The organism is Imperialibacter sp. (assembly GCF_048007035.1).
In the GTDB taxonomy this organism is placed as follows: domain Bacteria; phylum Bacteroidota; class Bacteroidia; order Cytophagales; family Cyclobacteriaceae; genus Imperialibacter.
Map to the genome: position 1 here is coordinate 4144405 of NZ_CP180355.1, position 19653 is coordinate 4164057.

The 19653-nt window shown below is 48.7% G+C and carries 18 protein-coding genes; 4 read left to right on the forward strand and 14 right to left on the reverse strand.

The features are described 5' to 3' along the window. Nucleotides 1-2: 2 nt before the first annotated feature. The 5 genes from ACMVP2_RS17885 to ACMVP2_RS17905 form a co-directional block, all read right to left on the reverse strand. Nucleotides 3-383: a GxxExxY protein gene (locus ACMVP2_RS17885; protein ID WP_416864468.1), complete on the reverse strand. Its 381-nt coding sequence runs from the start codon at nucleotides 381-383 to the stop codon at nucleotides 3-5. Nucleotides 384-1003: 620 nt separating this feature from the next. Then, nucleotides 1004-2845, reverse strand: coding sequence for an NAD(+) synthase (gene nadE / locus ACMVP2_RS17890; protein WP_416864469.1), 1842 nt, complete (start codon nucleotides 2843-2845; stop codon nucleotides 1004-1006). A gap of 192 nt (nucleotides 2846-3037) precedes the next feature. After that, nucleotides 3038-3781 carry a ribonuclease III gene (gene rnc / locus ACMVP2_RS17895; RefSeq protein ID WP_317490250.1) on the reverse strand — a complete coding sequence of 248 codons (744 nt, stop codon included), beginning with the start codon at nucleotides 3779-3781 and terminating at the stop codon, nucleotides 3038-3040. Further along, nucleotides 3781-5034: a beta-ketoacyl-ACP synthase II gene (gene fabF / locus ACMVP2_RS17900; protein WP_339791976.1), complete on the reverse strand. Its 1254-nt coding sequence runs from the start codon at nucleotides 5032-5034 to the stop codon at nucleotides 3781-3783. Before fabF ends, rnc begins: the two co-directional genes overlap by 1 nt. Nucleotides 5035-5059: 25 nt before the next feature. After that, nucleotides 5060-5296: an acyl carrier protein gene (locus ACMVP2_RS17905; RefSeq protein WP_151998840.1), complete on the reverse strand. Its 237-nt coding sequence runs from the start codon at nucleotides 5294-5296 to the stop codon at nucleotides 5060-5062. A gap of 540 nt (nucleotides 5297-5836) precedes the next feature. Between ACMVP2_RS17905 and ACMVP2_RS17910 the strand changes: the two genes are divergently transcribed. The 3 genes from ACMVP2_RS17910 (at nucleotide 5837) to ACMVP2_RS17920 (ending at nucleotide 8547) form a co-directional block, all read left to right on the forward strand. Beyond that, entirely contained in the window at nucleotides 5837-6265 is a 429-nt protein-coding gene (locus ACMVP2_RS17910; RefSeq protein ID WP_151998839.1) for an IPExxxVDY family protein, read from the forward strand. 5 nt (nucleotides 6266-6270) lie between these two features. Further along, on the forward strand, nucleotides 6271-7707 hold the full coding sequence (pyk, locus tag ACMVP2_RS17915; RefSeq protein WP_416864470.1) for a pyruvate kinase: 1437 nt from the start codon (nucleotides 6271-6273) through the stop codon (nucleotides 7705-7707). Between the two features lie 252 nt (nucleotides 7708-7959). Beyond that, the gene (locus tag ACMVP2_RS17920; protein WP_416864471.1) at nucleotides 7960-8547 is read left to right on the forward strand and encodes a DinB family protein; all 588 of its coding nucleotides are present in this window, start codon (nucleotides 7960-7962) and stop codon (nucleotides 8545-8547) included. Between the two features lie 268 nt (nucleotides 8548-8815). On the opposite strand, the gene ACMVP2_RS17925 is transcribed toward ACMVP2_RS17920, so the two are convergent. The 9 genes from ACMVP2_RS17925 to ACMVP2_RS17965 all read right to left on the reverse strand — a co-directional run bounded on the left by ACMVP2_RS17925 (nucleotide 8816) and on the right by ACMVP2_RS17965 (nucleotide 17655). Continuing rightward, nucleotides 8816-9856: a bifunctional transcriptional activator/DNA repair enzyme AdaA gene (locus ACMVP2_RS17925; protein ID WP_416864472.1), complete on the reverse strand. Its 1041-nt coding sequence runs from the start codon at nucleotides 9854-9856 to the stop codon at nucleotides 8816-8818. A gap of 78 nt (nucleotides 9857-9934) precedes the next feature. Further along, nucleotides 9935-10468, reverse strand: coding sequence for a hypothetical protein (locus tag ACMVP2_RS17930; RefSeq protein ID WP_416864473.1), 534 nt, complete (start codon nucleotides 10466-10468; stop codon nucleotides 9935-9937). Between the two features lie 402 nt (nucleotides 10469-10870). Then, the gene (locus tag ACMVP2_RS17935; protein ID WP_416864474.1) at nucleotides 10871-11476 is read right to left on the reverse strand and encodes a hypothetical protein; all 606 of its coding nucleotides are present in this window, start codon (nucleotides 11474-11476) and stop codon (nucleotides 10871-10873) included. A gap of 206 nt (nucleotides 11477-11682) precedes the next feature. Next, on the reverse strand, nucleotides 11683-12372 hold the full coding sequence (locus ACMVP2_RS17940) for an intradiol ring-cleavage dioxygenase (protein ID WP_416864475.1): 690 nt from the start codon (nucleotides 12370-12372) through the stop codon (nucleotides 11683-11685). Nucleotides 12373-12479: 107 nt separating this feature from the next. Continuing rightward, nucleotides 12480-12764, reverse strand: a complete 285-nt coding sequence (locus tag ACMVP2_RS17945; RefSeq protein WP_416864476.1) for a hypothetical protein — start codon at nucleotides 12762-12764, stop codon at nucleotides 12480-12482. 32 nt (nucleotides 12765-12796) lie between these two features. Then, entirely contained in the window at nucleotides 12797-13750 is a 954-nt protein-coding gene (locus ACMVP2_RS17950; RefSeq protein WP_416864477.1) for a transglutaminase family protein, read from the reverse strand. A gap of 189 nt (nucleotides 13751-13939) precedes the next feature. Next, nucleotides 13940-14875 (reverse strand): alpha-E domain-containing protein, encoded by a 936-nt coding sequence (locus ACMVP2_RS17955; protein ID WP_416864478.1) that lies wholly within the window; start codon nucleotides 14873-14875, stop codon nucleotides 13940-13942. Nucleotides 14876-14911: 36 nt separating this feature from the next. Continuing rightward, complete coding sequence (locus ACMVP2_RS17960; protein ID WP_416864479.1) at nucleotides 14912-16357, reverse strand: circularly permuted type 2 ATP-grasp protein; 1446 nt, start codon at nucleotides 16355-16357, stop codon at nucleotides 14912-14914. A 437-nt stretch (nucleotides 16358-16794) separates the two neighbouring features. Continuing rightward, the gene (locus ACMVP2_RS17965; RefSeq protein ID WP_416864480.1) at nucleotides 16795-17655 is read right to left on the reverse strand and encodes an alpha/beta fold hydrolase; all 861 of its coding nucleotides are present in this window, start codon (nucleotides 17653-17655) and stop codon (nucleotides 16795-16797) included. Nucleotides 17656-17958: 303 nt separating this feature from the next. Here ACMVP2_RS17965 and ACMVP2_RS17970 point away from each other — a divergent pair, with 303 nt between their 5' ends. Continuing rightward, nucleotides 17959-19650 (forward strand): GMC oxidoreductase, encoded by a 1692-nt coding sequence (locus ACMVP2_RS17970; RefSeq protein WP_416864481.1) that lies wholly within the window; start codon nucleotides 17959-17961, stop codon nucleotides 19648-19650. The last annotated feature ends 3 nt before the right edge of the window (nucleotides 19651-19653 follow it).

Consider the following 19653-nt stretch of genomic DNA (forward strand, 5'->3'; position numbering starts at 1 on the left):
ATTTAAGCGTATTTATTTACCACCCTTTTCAAGCCATCTGTAAGGAGCGAAACGTTGAAATTGATGATCAAACCAACACTTTTTTTCGCTAGCTTCAGATAGGTTAAAACCTGCGCAAGGGCAATAGGAGGTAATTCTGTTACCGCTTTTATTTCTACTATGATTTGCTTCTCCACAAAAAGGTCAATTCTATACCCACATTCCAGAACGACACCATCATAAATCAATGGCATCGACTTTTCCTTCTCAACATAAAGCCCAGATTTGACTAATTCGTAGTAAAGACATTCTTGATAGGAAGATTCAAGCAGGCCCGGGCCCAGCGCTTTATGCACTTTTATGGCGCAGCCGATGATCTTTTCAGTTAGTTGGTTGTCAGTCATAGTTTTGTGAATAAGTAGTGATTATTTTACACGATAATTTAACATTATAAAGTTTGTATTTGCATTTTTACTCAAAATGAACGCCACTTTAAAGCTGCGAAGACTCTTTATAACTCACTTATCTTTATTGTGAAGGCGAGAAAAAGACCACCACAGAGAAAAAGGATGGACACAGGGAGAAGTCGTCTGCTTCAGGTTTGGTTTTGGCTGCACAGCAGGTAAAATCTCTGTGCAACTCTTTTTAACTCTACGGTAGAAATAAAAATAAAGAGGAACCACCGCAGAGAAAGGGGAGGGACACAGAGGAGAGCCTCCGGCCTCAGGTTCTGCGTTGACTGCCAGTAACAAAATCTCTGTGCAACTCTTTTACCTGCGGTAGAAATAAAAATAAAGAGGAACCACCACAGAGAAATGGGAGATACACAGAGAGGCCTCTGGCCTCAGGTTCTGTTTTGGCTGCACAGCAGCTAAAATCTCTGCGCTACTCTGCTATCTCTGTGGTGGGGAAAATGCGGTAGTAAAATTCCAGGTACTTACTGAAATAATCCCAGGTATATCAGCACTCCTCAACCGCAGTTCATCAATTGCCCTCTGTCTCGCTGTCACTAGTTGTGTAGAAGCTAACCAAGCGCCTCCAGTTCCTCCTCAAACCCTCCTGATAAAATAGGAAACCGGCACCAGGTGCGGGGGTCTACATTGAAATCGTCGAGGTGGAAGGCAGGGGCGATGCGCTCTCTTTTCCACTGGTTGCGGCTCCACAGCCTGAAGAAACGCTTGATATGCTGTTTCAGCAACTCGTCTGATTCCAGCTTCAGCGTTTTCACAATTTCGAAAACCTCCAGTGGCGACTTCCGGTTGCGGATTCCTTCCCGTTCAATGGCGACCATCACATGGTAAGGCATCAGGTCCGTTTCGTCGCTCTGGTGCTGCTCTTTAGGCCGCAGTTCGGCAGTTGGCGCAAGGCTGTTCACTCTCGCCAAGCCTTCGTAGCCGAGTTCTTTTTGCGCCCATTTGAGCCATTGTTTTACAAACTCCTTGTCGACAGCGGCAATTGGCGCCAGGCTACCGCTGGTGTCGCCGTCCATGGTGGCATAGCCCACATCGCCTTCACTGCGGTTGCTGGTGGTGAGTAGCAGTGCATTGGCAATATTGGCTAGCATCCAAATAATGGGCGAGCGTGCTCTCGCTTGGATGTTCTGCAAAGCAATATCATCCGTTTCCCAGGTGAGGGGTCTGCGCAGGGCTTTTTCCACCTTTTCTCTGTAGCCTCTTACTTCGTCGTCAATCTGCCATTGGAAGAATGTGGCTCCTATGCTTTCGGCCAGCTCTTTGGCGGAGTCGAAAGTATCGTCAGAACTATTCACCGTGCCCTGGTAAGCGGTTTGCAAAATGCTGTGCACAATCGCCTTGTTGTCATTTGGCAATGAGGATGCCAACCCCAGCTTGGTTTTGAAGGCATCAAACCCCAGCTCTTCTGTGCCCCTTCTTACCATTTCGGCCACCAGCACTGCACAGGTAGAAGAGTCGGCGCCTCCGGAAAGTGAAAGCACAAAGCCCTTGCTGTGGCTCTTTCTCATATAGTCGAACAGAGCCAGTGCCGCTGCCTTGGGGAACTCTTCATTTTGGTTGGCTATCGGCTTGATTGCCTGGCGTTCCGACTGCTCAGGGTTGCTGAAGTTGACCTCACAGGTTTGCAGCTTCCAGCTGACAAATGAAAGCCGCTGCCCGTACGAGAGCAGGTCTCCATTTTGAGCCAGAATCACATCGCCGTCATAAACCATGCGTCCAGCTTCATTACCCAGCAGGTTGCAGTAGAGGTATGCCACGTTGAATTTCCTGGAGCTTTCAATGACTAGATTTTGCCTGAAACTGGCTTTGCCAAAGGCAAAGTGACTGGCGCTGGGGTTGAGAATGAGCTCTACGCCTTTTTCCATATGATGGCAGGCGGGGCGCACGTCATGCCAGGCGTCTTCACAGATCTCAAAGCCCAGGTGCACGTCTTTGAGGTGGAAAGTCAGTTCGCCGATGGGGTAGGTCTTTCCTCCGGCTTCAATGGCATCGGTGGTAGAAGGTGGCCACGGTGTGAACCACCGGGGCTCATAGTGCACGCCTTCGTTAGCCAAGGTTTGCTTGGCGTAGAAGCCCTGTATTTGACCGTCGACTACATAGCTGGTGCAATTGTAAACTTTGTTCTGATGTCGCACAGGCAAGCCAAGTGCTACCGCTAATCCGCCACACTCGGGGGCTATTTCGAGCAAGATCTCCATAGCCCTGGCCGGGAGCCATTCGCTCAGAAATAGATCTTCGCAGCCATAGCCGGTGATACACAACTCAGGCAGGCAAAGTAATTCTACACCTTCACTTTTCGCTTGAGCGATACAGGCCAGGATATTGGCTTTGTTGTTTTTCCAGTCTAAAGGGATTTGGTTGACGGTAGCGCCACCCAGCTTGAGTGTTTTCATTCGTTCATTCAAAACCAGATAAGGTATGTTTGATGCGGGACGGCCATCACTCTACGAAAATGTCATGTTGAGCTTGTCGAAACATAGCTTCAGTGATTTAAACGATCTTCGACAGGCTCAGACTGACATTTGTTTTCACTTGATCGCTGCCCTCCCGCATCCATCAAACACATCCTTAAAAACAAGCCGAAGTTATGGCAGGTTTAGCATTTCACAAGTTTTTTGGGCGGCATCTTGTTCTGCTTTTTTCTTGCTCAGCCCAAACCCTTTGCCGAAGGGTTCTTCATCCACCATTACAAGTGCTTCAAACTTGCGGGGAAAACTGTCCTGATTGAGTTCGGTAATTTCGAACCGAATGTCCCTGTTTTCCTTTTGGGCCCATTCTATGACCTTGCTTTTATAGTTGGGGTTGTTCCGAACGATGTGTTGGATGTCGAAGTGGTTTTTCATCAGCTTGTTCATCACAAACTTGCGGCAGAACCGGTAGCCTCTGTCGAGGTACACAGCGCCAATGAGTGCCTCCAGGGTGTCGCCATATATGGATTTATGACCCACACCGTTACGACCTCCCCCTTCGTACTCTATGATCTCGCCAATGCCCAGTTTTCTTGCAAGGTCATTGAGGCTCTCCCGGTTTACAATACGTGACCTGATCTCTGTGAGGAAGCCCTCGTCTTTAAAAGGATATTTATTAAAGAGATACTCTGCCACGATCATGCCGAGCACCGCATCCCCCAGGTATTCCAGCCTTTCGTTCGATTCTTTAAAGCCGTTGTTATTTTCTTTGGCAGCAGAGCTGTGGATGACTGACAGCCGATACACGTGGATGTTGATAGGAGCATGTCCTACAATGGTTTTAACGGCCCTGCTTAATGAGCGCTCCTTTTCTGTGTAAATGGTGAAGAATGACTTGAGACGCCTGACCAGATTCAGCACTATCCCTCGTATTTACGGAAGATGATGGAGGTGTTGTGGCCGCCAAAACCAAAAGTATTGCTTAGTGCGATGTCGATTTTGCGTGCCTGTGCTTTGTTGAATGTGAAATTCAGCTTGCTGTCCAGCTCTTCGTCGTCAGTGAAGTGGTTAATGGTAGGAGGAACGAGCTGATTTTGAATGGCCATGATTGAAGCCACTGCTTCAATTGCTCCTGCGGCTCCCAGCAAGTGCCCTGTCATGGATTTGGTAGAGCTGATATTGATGTTGTAGGCGTGGGGCCCAAACACTTCTCTTATCGCCAGCGTTTCGCCTTTGTCGCCGAGAGGTGTTGAGGTGCCATGAACGTTGATATAATCTACGTCAGTAGTTTTGATACCGGCATCTTTTAGGGCATTGATCATCACATTTTTTGCTCCCAAACCTTCAGGATGCGGAGCAGTGATGTGGTAAGCGTCGGACGACATGCCCCCGCCAATGAATTCCGCATAGATTTTGGCACCACGGGCTTTGGCATGCTCAAGCTCTTCAAGAATGATGCATGCTCCCCCCTCGCCCAACACAAAGCCATCTCTGTCCTTGTCGAAAGGTCGGGAAGCTGTGGAAGGGTCGTCGTTGCGCTCAGAAAGTGCCTTAAGGGCGTTGAATCCGCCCACGCCCGCTTCACACACCGTAGCCTCTGAGCCGCCGGAAACAATCACGTCGGCATGGCCTAGTTTAATATAATTGAGCGAGTCGATGAGGGCGTTGGTAGCAGAGGCGCAAGCAGAAACCGTAACGAAATTGGGCCCTCTGAAACCGTAAGTGATGGAAATGTAGCCGGCAGCTATGTCGGCGATCATTTTGGGGATAAAGAATGGATTGAATCTGGGTGTTCCATCGCCACGTGAAAAATCAGTGACTTCGTCCTGAAAGGTTTTGAGACCGCCTATGCCGGCACCCCAAATCACTCCAACCCTGTCTTTGTCTACTTTTTCCAGGTCAAGACCTGAATGTTTGATGGCCTCTTCACTCACTATAAGTGCATACTGAGTGAAGGGGTCCATCTTTCTTGCATCCTTTCTATCAAAATGATTGAGAGGATCATAGTTTTTTACCTCACAGGCGAACTTAGTTCTGAATTTTTCAGCATCAAAGCGGGTAATAGGGGCCGCACCACTCACTCCATTGGAAAGACCTTTCCAATATTCTTCGAGGTTATTGCCGATGGGGGTAAGCGCTCCAAGACCTGTAACTACTACTCTTCTGCCATTCATAAAAGGGTGTCCGCCGGGTTGAGATTTATTTTGCGTTTTCTTCGAGATATGTAATTGCTTGTCCTACAGTGGTGATATTTTCGGCTTGATCATCAGGAATAGAAATATTGAACTCCTTTTCGAACTCCATGATAAGTTCTACTGTGTCAAGAGAATCAGCACCTAAGTCGTTGGTGAAGCTTGCCTCAGGAGTAACTTCAGACTCTTCTACCCCAAGCTTATCCACGATGATAGCCTTAACTTTTTGTGCAATTTCAGACATTTTTTTAATGTTTAGTTAGTAAAAAACACTGCAAAGAAATAGATATTCCCCAATAATGTCAAACAAATTCGTTCAATCTTAATTTTAGCTAAAGATAGCAAAAAACGGTTTGGGAAGGGCTTTTTTGGGCTGATAATGAATGGGTTATCTGGACTTAAAAGCGAGAGTGCAAGCCGAAGAGAAACATCACTTTAATAGCCTGAAGGTGCCTTAAAGCAACACTTTACCGAATGGGGCAATTGTTAAAGGCTACAGGTTGTGGTCTGTTGTTGCTTCCTTTGTCTGGCATGCCTGCAGGTAGTTTCGAGCTGGGAAGTGTGTCGTTGATTGCCTTCAGGGAATAGAAAAGATTTGACAACCGGTGTTTTTTCGACGTTGAATTTGCCCTTTTTGCCTTTACAGCTACCACAATAACGCTAACTTTGTGCTGGTAAACGCTCCGCCGCCTGTCACATAGTAGTTAAATGTGTGCTATGCCCACAGGCTTGACAGAAGAGGTAATGCCGTAAAAAAACTAATCAAAGATCCCGGGAGCCACAGGTGAAGAGCAAAAAGTTACATATTGAGTACAATTATGACTTCACGCTGCTTGGCCTGGCCACTTCAGCCAGGGAGTACAAGCTTGCCTGGCATATCAATAGTGCGCTCGGTGTGAGGCTGGTAAAACAGCAGGAACTCAGTGTGGAATTTCTCAATGATCGTGAAATCACCATTTCCCACTTTTTATTTAAAACGGAATACAGTACTTTTCGGCTCCTTAAGAATAAGAGCCTGGCAGGTGCCGGAAAATCCGGCTTTTTACTAGCTGAGTTGGCTCACTTCGATTATCTCATAATGATTAATGACGACGGCGGATTTTTTGATCCTGATGGTACCCTTACGGCTCTGAAAAGCATTCCCGTGGTAGAGTACCTGGCCTCAATTAATATCAATAAACTGAAAGAAAAGGAAAATCTTATATTTGAATAACACTCATGGAAAGCTCACCAATTTTTAATAAGACGAAAATCATAGCCACCGTAGGGCCTGCCTCTAACAGTAAGGAAATGCTGAAGAGCCTTATACAAACGGGGGTAGATGTTTTCCGCCTCAACTTTTCCCACGGTTCTCATGAAGACCACCTTAAGGTTATTAAGCTGGTAAGAGAGCTCAACGAGGAAATGGGTACGCACGTGGCGTTGCTACAGGACCTTCAGGGGCCGAAGATTCGTACCCGTGACATGGAAAATGGGGGAGTGGAAATTGTGCCAGGTCAGGAAATCATTATCACCACAAGAAAGCTGGTAGGCAACGCTCAGATTATCAGTACGACCTATGCAGGTATTTGCAACGATGTGAGCATTGGAGATGCCATTCTCATCGACGACGGCAACCTTGAACTGAAAGTGTTGGCCACTTCAGCCGATGAGGTAAAGTGTCGGGTAGTATACGGTGGAATCTTAAAGTCGAAAAAAGGGATCAACCTCCCGAATACGCCAGTGTCTGCCCCGTCGCTGACTGAAAAGGATGAGGAGGATTTGTATTTTGGTTTGGAGCATGAGGTCGATTGGATAGCGCTTTCTTTCGTTCGGAAAGCCGAGGATGTACTTGACCTGAAGGAGAAGATCAGAAGAAAGGGAGGCACCTCGAGGATCATCGCCAAGATTGAAAAGCCCGAAGCACTCAAAAATATTGACGCCATTATCGAAGCGGCCGATGGCCTGATGGTGGCTCGTGGCGACCTCGGCGTGGAGATTCCTATGGAAGACGTACCGTTAGCCCAGAAGATGATGGTGAGCAAGTGCAACAAGGCGGCAAAGCCCGTGATTATTGCCACGCAAATGATGGAAAGCATGATTGAAAACCCAAGGCCTACCAGGGCCGAGGCGAACGACGTGGCCAATGCAGTAATGGATGGTGCTGACACGGTGATGCTAAGTGCAGAGTCTGCTTCAGGCAAATTCCCTATTCAGTCTGTGAAAAGCATGGTAAGGATAATTACCTCCATTGAGCAGGGCACCGACGTAATGTTCAATAAGTTCTCTGAAAGCAACGACGACTCTGCCACACTTGTGAACGACAAGCTCGTGAGAGCTGCTGCCCGCCTGAGCGCCAACATCGACGCCAAAGCTATTTTGGGAATGACGAAATCGGGGTATACTGGTTTCAGACTATCGTCACACAGGCCAAAAGCGAACATCTTTATATTCACAGATGACCGCAAGATCTTGAACACCATGAACCTCGTGTGGGGTATCCGTGGCTTTTACTACAACCAAAGGGTAGGCTCTGAAGAGACGTTGAAGCACCTGGAAGACATCCTGATAGACAAGGGATTCCTGCACAAAGGAGATACCGTGGTATACACTGGCTCACAGCCGCACCACTGGGAAAACCGCACCAACATGATGAAGGTGGATGTAATCGAGTAATATTGATTGTTAATAGATGATGTGAGAGCCACCGGAGAGATTCGGTGGCTTTTTTGTGGCCCTTTGTCTGCGGCTATTCTGCTCATTTCGAGCGGACTGCCAGAGACGACAATACGCTTCGCCTCTGTCCTCCTTTCAGTCATGGTGTGTTTGACTTGGTGTGCTCTTCCATCTGTCAGGGTAATTTCTGAGATGACCAGCGAGTAAACAAGATTCGAATTCTTATTTTAGCTTCATCAAAAACTCAATACCATGTTAAAAAGCTTACTCTTTTGCGGCCTTGCTGCTGTTTCGCTGACGCTAAACGCCCAAACCACCGATCTCCCGTACTATCAAATACCAGCCTACCCGGCGTCCTATGGGCCCGGCACCGTGGCCGCTCGTATGGTGGACGGCCTGGGCTTTCGCTACTACTGGGCTACCGAAGGGCTGCGTCCTGAAGACCTGGCCTGGAGCCCCGGCGACGAAGCCCGCAGCAGTATGGCTACTGTCAAGCATATTCATGGCCTCAGTCAGGTGATTGTGAATGCCACCCGCAAGCAACCCAATGTGGGCGGAGATCCTGCGCCGGAAACCTTTGATGCCTTGCGCAAGGCTACGCTGCTCAACATACAAGAGGCCAGCCAAAAGCTACTCACCGCCAGCGCTGCCGATCTGGAGAGCTTTCGGATGATATTCGGCAGTGGCGACAAAGCGCAGGCGTATCCGTTTTGGAACGTGATCAACGGCCCTATTGCCGATGCCCTGTGGCACGTAGGTCAAGTGGTTACTTTCAGGCGTTCGTCCGGCAATCCATTGCCTAAAGGTGTGGGCGTGCTGGAAGGGAAAAAGTTTGACTAAAGAGGTGAGGCTGTTGGGCACGCCGGCCTGCTGTAGTATGTTGCATGCCACCTGTATCCTGTGGGCTCGTAGGTTGGTTATGAAACAGCAGCACAATCCTCTGGCACCGACCTCTGCAGGGGCGTCATGCCAGTCCTTCGAGTTCGGGAAATCAGGTATTCGTGGGCGCACTGTCGGGGTTAACCAGAGGCAATGTTGGGGACACCTGCCTTCCCTTCCAGGTTGGTCGGCCTTAAAGTGAAGGCATAATGACTTGGCTGGCTTGCTCCTACTTATTACTCTTTTCCAAATCAAGTAGGAACTTCTTTCGCCATATGCCGCCGCCGTAGCCAGTGAGGGCACCGTCTTTGGCCACCACCCGGTGGCAGGGGATGATGATCGATATTCTGTTCATGCCATTGGTCCTGCCTACGGCCCGTACAGCTTCTGGCCTGCCCAGCTTTGCTGCCTGCTCTCCGTAGGTGGCTGTGGTGCCATAGGGAATGCTCATCAGATGCTTCCACACACTTTTTTGAAAGGCCGACCCAGGAAATGATAGCGGAATGGTAAAATCCTGTAGTTTTCCGTCGAAATAGTCGGCGATCTCACGCTCAAGCAGCTCGAAGTGAGGGTTGCTTCCCTGTACAATGGTAGCGTTGAAATGTCGGGCAAGGGCTATAAGTTCGGTTTCCAGCATTTTCCGGTCGCTGAATTCCAGTAGGCAAATGCCCTCAGTGACAGCGCATACGATCATGGTGCCTAGTCGGGTTTCTACTCTTTTCAGGTCAATTACCCGTTTCGCTTTGCTATTTTTTGGGGCCACACCGAAGATATTTTTGAATGACTCTCCAAATCCGCTTAGCGACTCAAAGCCGGCATCAAAAGCTGCCCCGGTAATACCATCTCCCTGCTGTATTTTTTTAAAAGCCGTATTAATTCGAAACATTCGCTGATATGCATGAAAAGTGATGCCATGGTTTTTCAAGAACCAGCGCCTGACAGTATGGGGCTCCAGCCCACGCTCTAGCAAGTCGCCATCTTTGAGCCGTCTGCCCGGGTTGGCTTCCAGCTCTTCTATCAGGGCGTTCATTTCAATGGGCATTTCGTTGAGGTGGTGCAGAGGCTTGCATACTTTGCATGGACGGTAGCCCCGGTGCAAACATTCTTTTGACGTGCTAAAGAATTCTACATTGTCCGATTTGGGTTTTCGTGCCGTGCAGGAGGGACGGCAAAAGATGCCGGTGGTTTTTACTGCCGTAAAGAAGATACCCTCAAAAGAGGTGTCTTTATCCAGAATGGCCTGGTACATGATTTTTCTACTGAGCTTCATTGTTTGAATTTATCCAGGGCAGCGAACAAAAAAGAAGATTATGGGAGTAATGTACAAATTCGCAATCGCTTGCCAAGCTTAGTTTATAGAACCAGTCTTTTGTCTGTTTTTATGGGGCAATTGCATTGATACATTCAGCATGATTCTGGTATTCAAGCTGAACGCCTGACCGGAGTAGGCCATGCCAACGCATACCGGAAAACCAATATTGATGTTGCCTATCTGCTGGCTGGCTGTGAAACATACTCCACTCGTTTCGATCCAGAGGGGTACACTCTCGGCCGATGCGGCTGGAATGTGAGTGACTTCGCCAAAACAGCTTGTGGTGATAGCTGTGGCGTTGTCAAGCTGGCGTTTGCTTACAATACCACCAAAAAAGGTATAGTAGCCGACTACGTTGCTACTGTTGATGAAAGAGGCTAGTTCCAAAAATACCGGCCCTTTGCTGAGGCCCATGCCAGCCGAAACTAGTGGGGTGTACGACCATTGAGTGGACTTGAAATTGTAGTTAACGAGCTGGGGGGTGCGGGCAAAAAAGTTGGCGGTCAGCCGCTGGGCGCTACCAGTATGGGCGAGGAAGATCAGGAGGCTTGAAAAGAAGATGGTTTTCATGTTTCTGTTGTTTTTTGTACAAAGAACATGCGCTCACCGTAGCCTGGCAACCGAAAAATTGACAGGTATTTTTTATTGCAAGCCAAGCCATGTGATGGTCGGAGATAGCAGCCTGGTTATCAGCCAGGGACTTGATTAGGTACTTTTGGGGAAACTGTTAATGCTACCGGGAAGAAGGTTGCGGCTTTAGTCAGAGATACCTGCCTGCGCAGGTATGACGGTGTATCCGACCGAAGTGCTAGCATCAATGGTTATTTATCCTGTAGTATTTGTGGTGAGGCTGTGAAAAGGGCAGCGACGTTTTTTGTCGTACCAAACTCAGCAGGGGCGTGATGCCTGGCTACCAGCCGGGGTCTCAATCAGGCATTTCTGGAGTGGGCTCTCAAGGTGTATTGAAATATTCTAGCCAATCCCCAAACCCAGCTGCACAATAGGTTTCGCTGCTTTGTGGTGTTCTTCGTCGAGCTCGTCTACAATTTCAATGTCGGCAATTCGGTGGATTTTGGTTTCCTCACCCAGCAGGCAGGTCACCAGGTGGTTGACAGCAGCATAAAGGGTATTGTCGTCGAGATGTGGGCAGTTGCCTGCCTCTATGAGCAGGGTGTGCTGCCTGCCACTCGCCGGTATCAGCACATAGTGCCAGGGATTGGCATCCACAGCCTGCTGGTTCATTTCCTCGTCATACACTGTGAAGGCAAAGTCTTGCTTCTTTGGTTGGTGTGCTGGGTAAAACTCCCAGTCGGCGAGCTCGGGTGCCTGCTCCACAATGGCTTTGGTTTGCTCCAGTAGCTCGGGGTCGCCATTGGGCGAAATGGTCAGGCTCCAGGGACGGTGCATGCCTTTCTCGATGTCCCATGTGAAGGTGCCAATGGCCAGGATGTGTTGGTCAAGAGAGCTGACGACATATTCCCGATCGGGGTGGGAGGGGTCGAGCAGCACAGTGCGGATTCGGCCAAGGTTGTCTTCAAACCAGGACCAGAAAGCGAAGATGTTGTTATTGGAGGACATGGGCGAAGGGTTGCAGATCTGAGTATTTGAAGAATTGAGGATGCGAAAGTACGGATTTGGAGGTTACGGATTGAAGGTATTTGAAATTTCTGATTAGAAATCCCTTTAAGCCTTTCGGGCGTCTGACGACTGCCATCGCAGAAGGCCAGCGCTATAGCAGCGACGCCTACTCCGGACTTCGGTCTCCTGTCCTCCAACTTCCGTCTCTACACTTTTACCCCGACCACAAACGTCCCTTTGAATCCTTCTCCTTCTTTTTCCAATGAAAGGGTAAGCTTGCTCAGATCGGAGGAGCGGAGTACGCCGTCGCTGGTGTAGGTCGTGGGGCTTTGTCCCCGGGCGGCGTAGAGAGGTGAGTTGTAGACCTCTTTAGCGATTTCCCAGGGCGGATACATTTGTGAGGTGACAAAGCTATTGCCTGGCATGTATACTTTAAAGTGAATATGAGGCGCCCGACCCGGGTACCACCCGGGAAACATCGTAAGAAAGGAGGCCACTCCGTCGGCATTTGTCTGCTGGTGGCCACGGCAGAAGGTTTCACCACTGGTGTCGATTCGCTTTTCCCCCTGGCGGGGGTAGCCTGAGTATAGGCCGTCTTTATCAGAATGCCAGATGTCGACGATGGCGTTGGCTATTGGAGAGCAGTTCTGCACATTTACCACCCGCACTTTGAAGGCAAGAGGAAGGCCTGGTCTGGCTTCTGTGATATCGCTCCGTTTTAGTTTTGTATCGAAATAGAAGGGGCCTGAGGTTTGCTGTGGCGTGAGTACGCAATTGTAGTCTGCTTCAGCGACGGCGCTTTCAGCTTTGGTTTCGCAGCTGAGCATTGGAAGTATGGCCGGGATGGCTACCAACCCGGCGGCTGTTTTTTTGAGAAAATGACGACGGAGTACCATAAGCGTATTGGATCGGATTACCTTGTTACCCTTGTAATTTACGAAAAATGAGTGAAAGGATGAGGGGGTTGGAGTGCGGATGCCTGCTGCGGTCTCCTGTCTTTCTTTTAGGATGGGGCTTCACCGCCATCATCCTCGAATTGCGCCCTTTCAAGGCTCGCAGCTACCCAACCCCTGAAATGGCGCAATACCTGTGCATTGGGTAAAGCCCTATGCATCAGGTTAATGCTATCCTGCCGACGCCTGCTCCGGTCTTCTGTTTCCGACTTCTGCCTCCTTTTAAGCCTTCTGGGCGTCTGACGGCTGCCAGTGCTGCCGTACCGACGCCTGCTTCGGTCCCGCCAGTAGTCGGGCAGGCTCCTGTCTTCCGGCTTCTGTCTCCCGTCTTCCATCTTCCCACTTCTACGCCTCTGGCGCAAGAGGGCTACTGCTGCTGCTGTATCTGTTGGTACCTTTGGAAAGAATTCACGTCGGGCGTAGCGGTGGCTTTGGCTATTTCTTCAAGGGCCAGGTCCTGGTTTACTTTTGGCCCTCCCTCATATTCTACCGACACGGCTACTTCAAGGGTATGGTCGGCTGCACCTTTGTAGGTGCCTTTCACTGGTGAGCAATCAACAAAGCTGCGGCCTATGGCCAGGCGCACGTGCAGGTCGTTGACGAGGCAGTTATTGGTCGGGTCTATGCCCACCCAGCCATGGTCGGGGATGTAGGCTTCCACCCAGGCATGGGTAGCGCCCTCGCCCCGCATGCCATTTTTATTGGGACACACATAGCCACTCACATAGCGGGCCGGAATAAAGAGCTGGCGCAACATCACAAGCAGCATGTGCGCAAAATCCTGGCAAACACCTGACTTCAGCTTCCAAATCTCATCGAGTGTAGTTTCCACAGTGGTTACTCCTTTGATATAGGCGAAGTGGTTAAACACATACTCGCTAAGGTTAAGTGCGGCCTGGAGAGGAGTGGCATTTTGTTTCTTGATAGATTCAATCAGTGTCATTACTTCAGGAATCGCCTGAAAGTTTTCCTGCCTGAGAAAATCAATGTAAGGCACATGGTTCGATATGTTGTAAAGGTGCTTCCACTGCTCATCGGCGGGGCTTTCGTCGGCAACTTCCGGTGCTTTCTTTGTCTCAACCTCCAGAATAGAGTCGATCAGAAGCTGAAGGTGAGGGTCGGCAAATGCAAAAGAGCCCACGTTGTTGCCATAATAATCTTTGTGCACATACACGTCCGGGTTACCGGTAATGATCACCTGATGCTGGAGAACTTCCTGATGATCGTCCTGGATGGGATAGAGCATGATCTCGTTGGCACTGTTCGTCGCCGAGGTGGTGTAGGTGTATTTGGTCAGGTGGCGGATGTTGAACTTGGGCATAAAGGAATTGCTAATTTGAAATTCGGATTTGACAATTACAGATTGGAAGTTACAAATTTGAGATGAAAGGACAGGAGGTTGGTGATTTGAGATTTCAGATTTGATATTTGACTCCGCTTCGATCCCGCAGGCTTTCTACTGTCTTCTATCTTCGCTCTTCCATCTTCGGTCTTCCATCTCCATCTCCCTCTAACTATAAGCAAAACAATACTGGTTCAACTTGCTGCTGATGTCCGACAAGTCCTTTTTGATATCTGCCAGGTATGTATGCAGTCCCATGGCCTCAATGTCGTTGAGCGTAGAGTAGCGAACCTTGCTGCGCAGTTTACCTATTTCGAAATTGAGCTCATCAAAGCTTGCTTTGTCAAGGTAGGCACTGAGTTGCTCGAAGTTGCGATGCAGGTGATCCAGCGAGTAGATGACAGATCTTGGAAAATGTGTATTCAGAACAATTTGATGAACCACATTGCGGGCTTCGAAGCCTGACTGATAGTTTTTTAGGTAAAGCTTATACCCCGACACCGACATCAGCAGGTACTTCCAGTAGAGAGTGTCGTATGCTTGCATGTCTTCCGCCGACATGCTGCCAAGCTTCACATCGAGTATATCAATTGATTGCAACGCTCTTTCCAAAAACTTACCCAGCGACATGAAACAGTAGCCACTGCCTCTCGACATGGTAATGTCCACAGTGCCATAATATACCAGGCATTGCTTCACCATCAGGTCAATCACCGAAATAGCATCGCCTTGCGCCAGGCTGTTGATGTGGCGTTCGTCCCTGATGAGGTGGTAGAAGTCGTTCAGGCATTGCCACACTTCTATAGTGACATTGTCCTGGACCGAGCGGGCATTCTCCCGGGCGTGGATCACTATGTTTTGTACCGAGTTATCATTTTCCTTGTCAAGAATCATGTAACGCAACACCTCGCTGCTTTCGTTGGCCAGCTCAATAATGGCGGGCCCCTCCAGATAGGTGAACACCTTCAGCACAGGCTGCCAGCTAAAATCGCTCAGGTTGTCCTGCGACGAGTTGTAATTCACCTTAAGCATGCGAAGGATGCCGTCGGAGCGCTCCATATAACGTGCCATCCAGAAAAGTGAGTCTGCTACTCTGCTAAGCATATATTTATCTTCTAAAGTCTGTTGTCAATTTCACTATTAAGCCAATACCCAGGTGTCCTTGCTGCCACCACCCTGCGAGGAGTTTACCACCATGGAACCCTCTTTCAAAGCTACTCTGGTGAGGCCTCCGGGCACAATTTCGATGCCATCAGGGCCGTACAATGCAAACGGGCGTAAATCTACCCGCCTGGGCGTTAACTTGCCATTGATGTAGCACGGAGATGTGGACAGACTAATAATAGGCTGGGAGATAAACTGTCTTGGGTCTTTCAGAACCGCTTTTTTATAGTCCTCAATTTCCTTTTCTGTAGCGGAGTTACCCATCAGCATATCATAGCCACCTGAGCCATTGGTCTTTTTGATTACCATAGAGGTGATGTTGTTGAAAACATGCTCCAGTTGTTCAGGATCTGCGCAGTGATAGGTCGGCACGTTGCTGAGAATGGGTTCCTCGTTGAGGTAGTACTTGATCATGTCAGGCACAAAGGTGTAAATGGCTTTGTCGTCGGCTACGCCGTTGCCTACTGCGTTCACAATGGCCACATTGCCTTTTCTGTATGCCGACATAATGCCTGCCACGCCAAGCACACTTTCTTTGTTGAAAACAAGTGGGTCAAGAAAATCATCGTCCACCCTGCGGTAAATAACATCAACCTGCTGCAGGCCATAGGTTGTTTTCATGAAAACCTTATGGTTTTCTACCACAAGGTCACGCCCCTCCACCAACTCAATGCCCATGAGGCGGGCCAGAGTCGTATGCTCAAAGTAAGCAGAGTTGAACATGCCGGGCGTAAGCAATACAACTGTGGGGTTAGCCACCTGCCGGGGTGAGAGTGACTTGAGGTTTTTATGTAGCAATGTGGGATACTGCGTCACTGACCTTACCGAGTTGCGGCGTAGCACGTCAGGAAAGATCCGCTTGGTAATTTCCCTGTTTTCGATCATGTACGACACGCCGGACGGTGTGCGCAAATTATCTTCCAGCACATAGAAAGTACCGTCGCCGCCACGGATAATGTCAATGCCTGATATATGCACATAGATATCGTGAGGTACTTTCAGTCCATGCATTTCACGAATAAAATGAGGACAGGAATAAATAATGTCGGTGGGCACTATGCCGTCCTTCAGGATGAACTGATGAGAATAGATGTCTTTCAGGAACAGGTTGAGCGCTTTGAGCCGCTGCCTGATGCCCCTCTCAACAAAATCCCACTCGTCAGCCGTGATGATTCTTGGGATAATATCGAAAGGAAAGATTTTTTCTATGCCCTCGCCGCTGGAATACACCGTAAAAGTGATGCCCTGGCTCATAAAGAGACGCTTGGATAGCTCCTCCTTCATGGTGAGGTCTTCGGGACTGTTACTCTTAAGAAAATTAAAAATTCCCTGATAGGCTGATCTTACCTCCTTGCCCTGGTACATTTCATCAAAAGTACCCTCGCCGATGTGGTAAGACTCGAAAATGTTGGTGTGTTGCATGAAGCCTGTGCTTAATTTTAGTCGATACCTTTCTTTAAAACATTTGTGAAGCAGCCATTGTTCGGGTCAATCCTTTCTATTGACTTTGCAATGAATCATCCGGCAACAATACTTCCCCGCCAGAGGGCACGAAGGAAGGCTTGCCTGAGTCTGCAGGTCAGCCCGTTTCGGGTGCTCGCAAATGAGCTTTATATAGTCAATCAGGGTGTGTGTTAAATATCTCGCAATAAATTATGACTTCATTTGAATTAAATCTAATGAATATCAAAATTTATTAGAAAAGAGTCCAGATTGTGATTGTCTTTCCAATAAAAGGAGGCCGTTGAGAGCGATTTGATATGCCGGCAACGGCAATCTCCCTTAATATAGTCAATAGTTGAGATTAATAAAAAAGATGAGAGCAGATGGCGAAAACTGGCAGCGTGTTCTACTGATGCCTAGTGCATGGCGATTTGATATAGTGCTTCCCTTAGCCCGTGGTTAAACCTTTCAGTGTCTTCAATCATTGGGTAATGTCCGGTTGGGCCAATGTCGATAATTTGGAAACCCGACAGGCAAGTCCTTGCAAGCCCGGTTGTGTCGGTTGGGCTGAAACTACTGTTGAGTAAATACAGCTTACAACGTAGGTTTCTTAACAGATCAGCTTCCCTGGCCTGGTACCAAACCAGTTGTTCGATGATGTCCACCGACACGACCGAGTCCATTTGCAGTACATCTTTAACAACTCGCTCTACGGCTTCAGGAGGGGAGTTTTCTACAAACAGACCATTTCTTACATATTGATCAGCTACCTCGGAATAGTGGAGTGAAAAGTAGTCAAGAAACTCCTTCATTTGCGAGACCTGCTCCTCAGTCATTGCTTGCCCCACTTCTTTAAAGTTATCAACGCCAATCAGCCCAATCACATTATCAGGCACGAGGGCTTGCGTTTCGAGCATAATGTCGCCACTCATAGAATGGCCTATGATAATTACATGGTCAAGACTTAGCTGCTCAATGGTTTGGGCTACATCTTTCCCCAGTCGCTGTGGCGTCCATTCTTTGTGCTGGCCGCTTGAGCCCCCATGGCCTGCATGGTCTATCACCACTACCTTATAGGCAGGGGAAAAGGCGCTTACTTGATTGGCCCAGTAGCTTTTGTTAATGCTCCAGCCGTGCAGAAACAAAAGGGTAGTATCTCCTTGTCCATGGATTTGGTAGTCGATAGTGACACCATCATCCGTCACTACTTTTTCAGGTTGATTTGGTGTACAACCGCCGATGGAGAGGGCTATGATACAGAGAAGGAGGAACCGCATATCCTGTATTTGAAGTTATTAATGCATGAAAGTGCTTATGTGCCGTCAGAGGCGCTGGCTTAATTGAAGAGCATGATTGATGGTGAATAGTTGTAAAAGGCTTGTTTTGAGGCAGCCGGTTGCTAATCGCAGACCGGATCAAGTTGCTCCGCAAATCGCCTGATAACGCATCAAAGAGGCAATTCAGACTAGTTCAAAACTTGACAGATTGTTGGGCGCTTTCTTGTTCTCTTTATTGCAGAATGGCTATATTGAACCTTTTCCCCGAAAGGGAAATACTGTTACTTAAACTACATTGATACCATGCAGGATCAGAATAGCACCCATCAATACGATGCCATTGTTGTAGGGTCAGGAATAAGCGGTGGTTGGGCCGCCAAAGAGCTTTGCGAAAAGGGACTAAAAACCCTTGTGCTGGAGCGGGGAAGGTCAGTAAAACACGGAGAATATCCCACGGCTCATCAGGACTCCTGGGATATGCCCAATAATGGTGTGCTAAGTTATGAGGAAGCTCAGGAAAGAAAAGTACAAAGTCGCACAGGGTGGATAGGGCAGGACACCAAACATTTCTTTGTAAACGATAAAGAGAACCCATACGATGAGGTCAAGCGTTTCGACTGGATCAGGGGCTACCAAACCGGAGGCCGCTCCCTCACCTGGGGTCGCCAGACTTACCGGTGGAGCGACCTGGATTTTGAAGCTAACGCCAAAGAGGGCATCGGCGTCGACTGGCCAATTCGCTATAAAGACATTGCACCCTGGTACGACTATGTAGAAAAATATGTGGGGATCAGCGGCGAGGCTATGGGGCTTCCTCACTTGCCAGACGGGCAGTTTCTGCCACCAATGGAGCTCAACTGCGTGGAGCAGCATACCAAACAACAAATAGAAAGTAATTTCAAAAACAGGTACCTGACCATTGGTCGTGTTACCAACCTTACCCAGGAGCATAATGGCCGTGGGCCGTGCCAATACCGCAATCGTTGCTCCAGAGGCTGTCCTTTTTCGGGATACTTCAGTAGTGTATCATCCACACTGCCTGATGCAGAAAAGACAGGCAACCTGACCATGATATCGAATGCAGTTGTGCATTCTATTATTTACGATGATAAGACGGGAAAAGCTACCGGCGTGCGGGTGATTGATGCTGAGTCAAAAGCCACCACCGAGTATTTTGCGAAAGTGATCTTCCTGAATGCCTCCACCATGGCCTCCACGTTTATTCTTCTAAACTCTACTTCTGACAGCTATCCAACGGGGCTTGGCAACGAAAGTGATCAGCTCGGGCGCAACCTTATGGATCATCACTATAGGGTGGGTGCCATAGGTGATTTCGAAGGCTTTGCTGATAAGTATTACGAAGGCCGCCGCCCTAATGGTATTTACATCCCACGATTCAGGAATATTAATGAAGAAACCAAAAGGAATGATTACGTAAGGGGCTTTGGGTATCAGGGTGGAGCAGAACGGGCGGGGGCAGGCAGAGGCGGCAGCGTGCCTGGTTTCGGTGCCGAATTCAAAGACGGTTTGATGGAGCCCGGGCCATGGCAAATGGCGTTGGTGGGCTTCGGTGAATGCCTGCCTCATCAGGACAACCGCATGTGGCTCAATTTTGACAAAAAGGATCCGTACGGTTTACCGACCCTTACAGTCGACGCTGAGTTCAGGGAAAATGAAATGGCCATGAGAAAAGACATGGCTGATTCGGCTGCCGAAATGCTGGAAGCGAGCGGCTTCAAGAAAGTAGAAACGTACGACTCACCGGCAGCTATGGGACTGGGGATTCACGAAATGGGCACCGCAAGAATGGGAAATGATCCGAAAACGTCGGTACTCAATAAATGGAATCAGGTGCATGGCGCTCCGAATGTTTTCGTGACTGATGGATCCGCCATGACTTCTTCAGCTTGCCAGAACCCTTCACTCACATATATGGCTCTTACAGCCAGAGCCGCTAACTATGCTGCTGAACAACTAAAAAAGAAAAATCTCTAAGCC

Coding starts and splice junctions, on each gene's coding strand:
- ACMVP2_RS17885 (WP_416864468.1), bottom strand. CDS start 383: ATGACTGACAACCAACTAACTGAAAAGATCATCGGCTGCGCCATAAAA.
- nadE (WP_416864469.1), bottom strand. CDS start 2,845: ATGAAAACACTCAAGCTGGGTGGCGCTACCGTCAACCAAATCCCTTTA.
- fabF (WP_339791976.1), bottom strand. CDS start 5,034: ATGAATGGCAGAAGAGTAGTAGTTACAGGTCTTGGAGCGCTTACCCCC.
- ACMVP2_RS17905 (WP_151998840.1), bottom strand. CDS start 5,296: ATGTCTGAAATTGCACAAAAAGTTAAGGCTATCATCGTGGATAAGCTT.
- pyk (WP_416864470.1), top strand. CDS start 6,271: ATGGAAAGCTCACCAATTTTTAATAAGACGAAAATCATAGCCACCGTA.
- ACMVP2_RS17920 (WP_416864471.1), top strand. CDS start 7,960: ATGTTAAAAAGCTTACTCTTTTGCGGCCTTGCTGCTGTTTCGCTGACG.
- ACMVP2_RS17925 (WP_416864472.1), bottom strand. CDS start 9,856: ATGAAGCTCAGTAGAAAAATCATGTACCAGGCCATTCTGGATAAAGAC.
- ACMVP2_RS17930 (WP_416864473.1), bottom strand. CDS start 10,468: ATGAAAACCATCTTCTTTTCAAGCCTCCTGATCTTCCTCGCCCATACT.
- ACMVP2_RS17935 (WP_416864474.1), bottom strand. CDS start 11,476: ATGTCCTCCAATAACAACATCTTCGCTTTCTGGTCCTGGTTTGAAGAC.
- ACMVP2_RS17940 (WP_416864475.1), bottom strand. CDS start 12,372: ATGGTACTCCGTCGTCATTTTCTCAAAAAAACAGCCGCCGGGTTGGTA.
- ACMVP2_RS17945 (WP_416864476.1), bottom strand. CDS start 12,764: ATGGAAGACGGGAGACAGAAGCCGGAAGACAGGAGCCTGCCCGACTAC.
- ACMVP2_RS17950 (WP_416864477.1), bottom strand. CDS start 13,750: ATGCCCAAGTTCAACATCCGCCACCTGACCAAATACACCTACACCACC.
- ACMVP2_RS17955 (WP_416864478.1), bottom strand. CDS start 14,875: ATGCTTAGCAGAGTAGCAGACTCACTTTTCTGGATGGCACGTTATATG.
- ACMVP2_RS17960 (WP_416864479.1), bottom strand. CDS start 16,357: ATGCAACACACCAACATTTTCGAGTCTTACCACATCGGCGAGGGTACT.
- ACMVP2_RS17965 (WP_416864480.1), bottom strand. CDS start 17,655: ATGCGGTTCCTCCTTCTCTGTATCATAGCCCTCTCCATCGGCGGTTGT.
- ACMVP2_RS17970 (WP_416864481.1), top strand. CDS start 17,959: ATGCAGGATCAGAATAGCACCCATCAATACGATGCCATTGTTGTAGGG.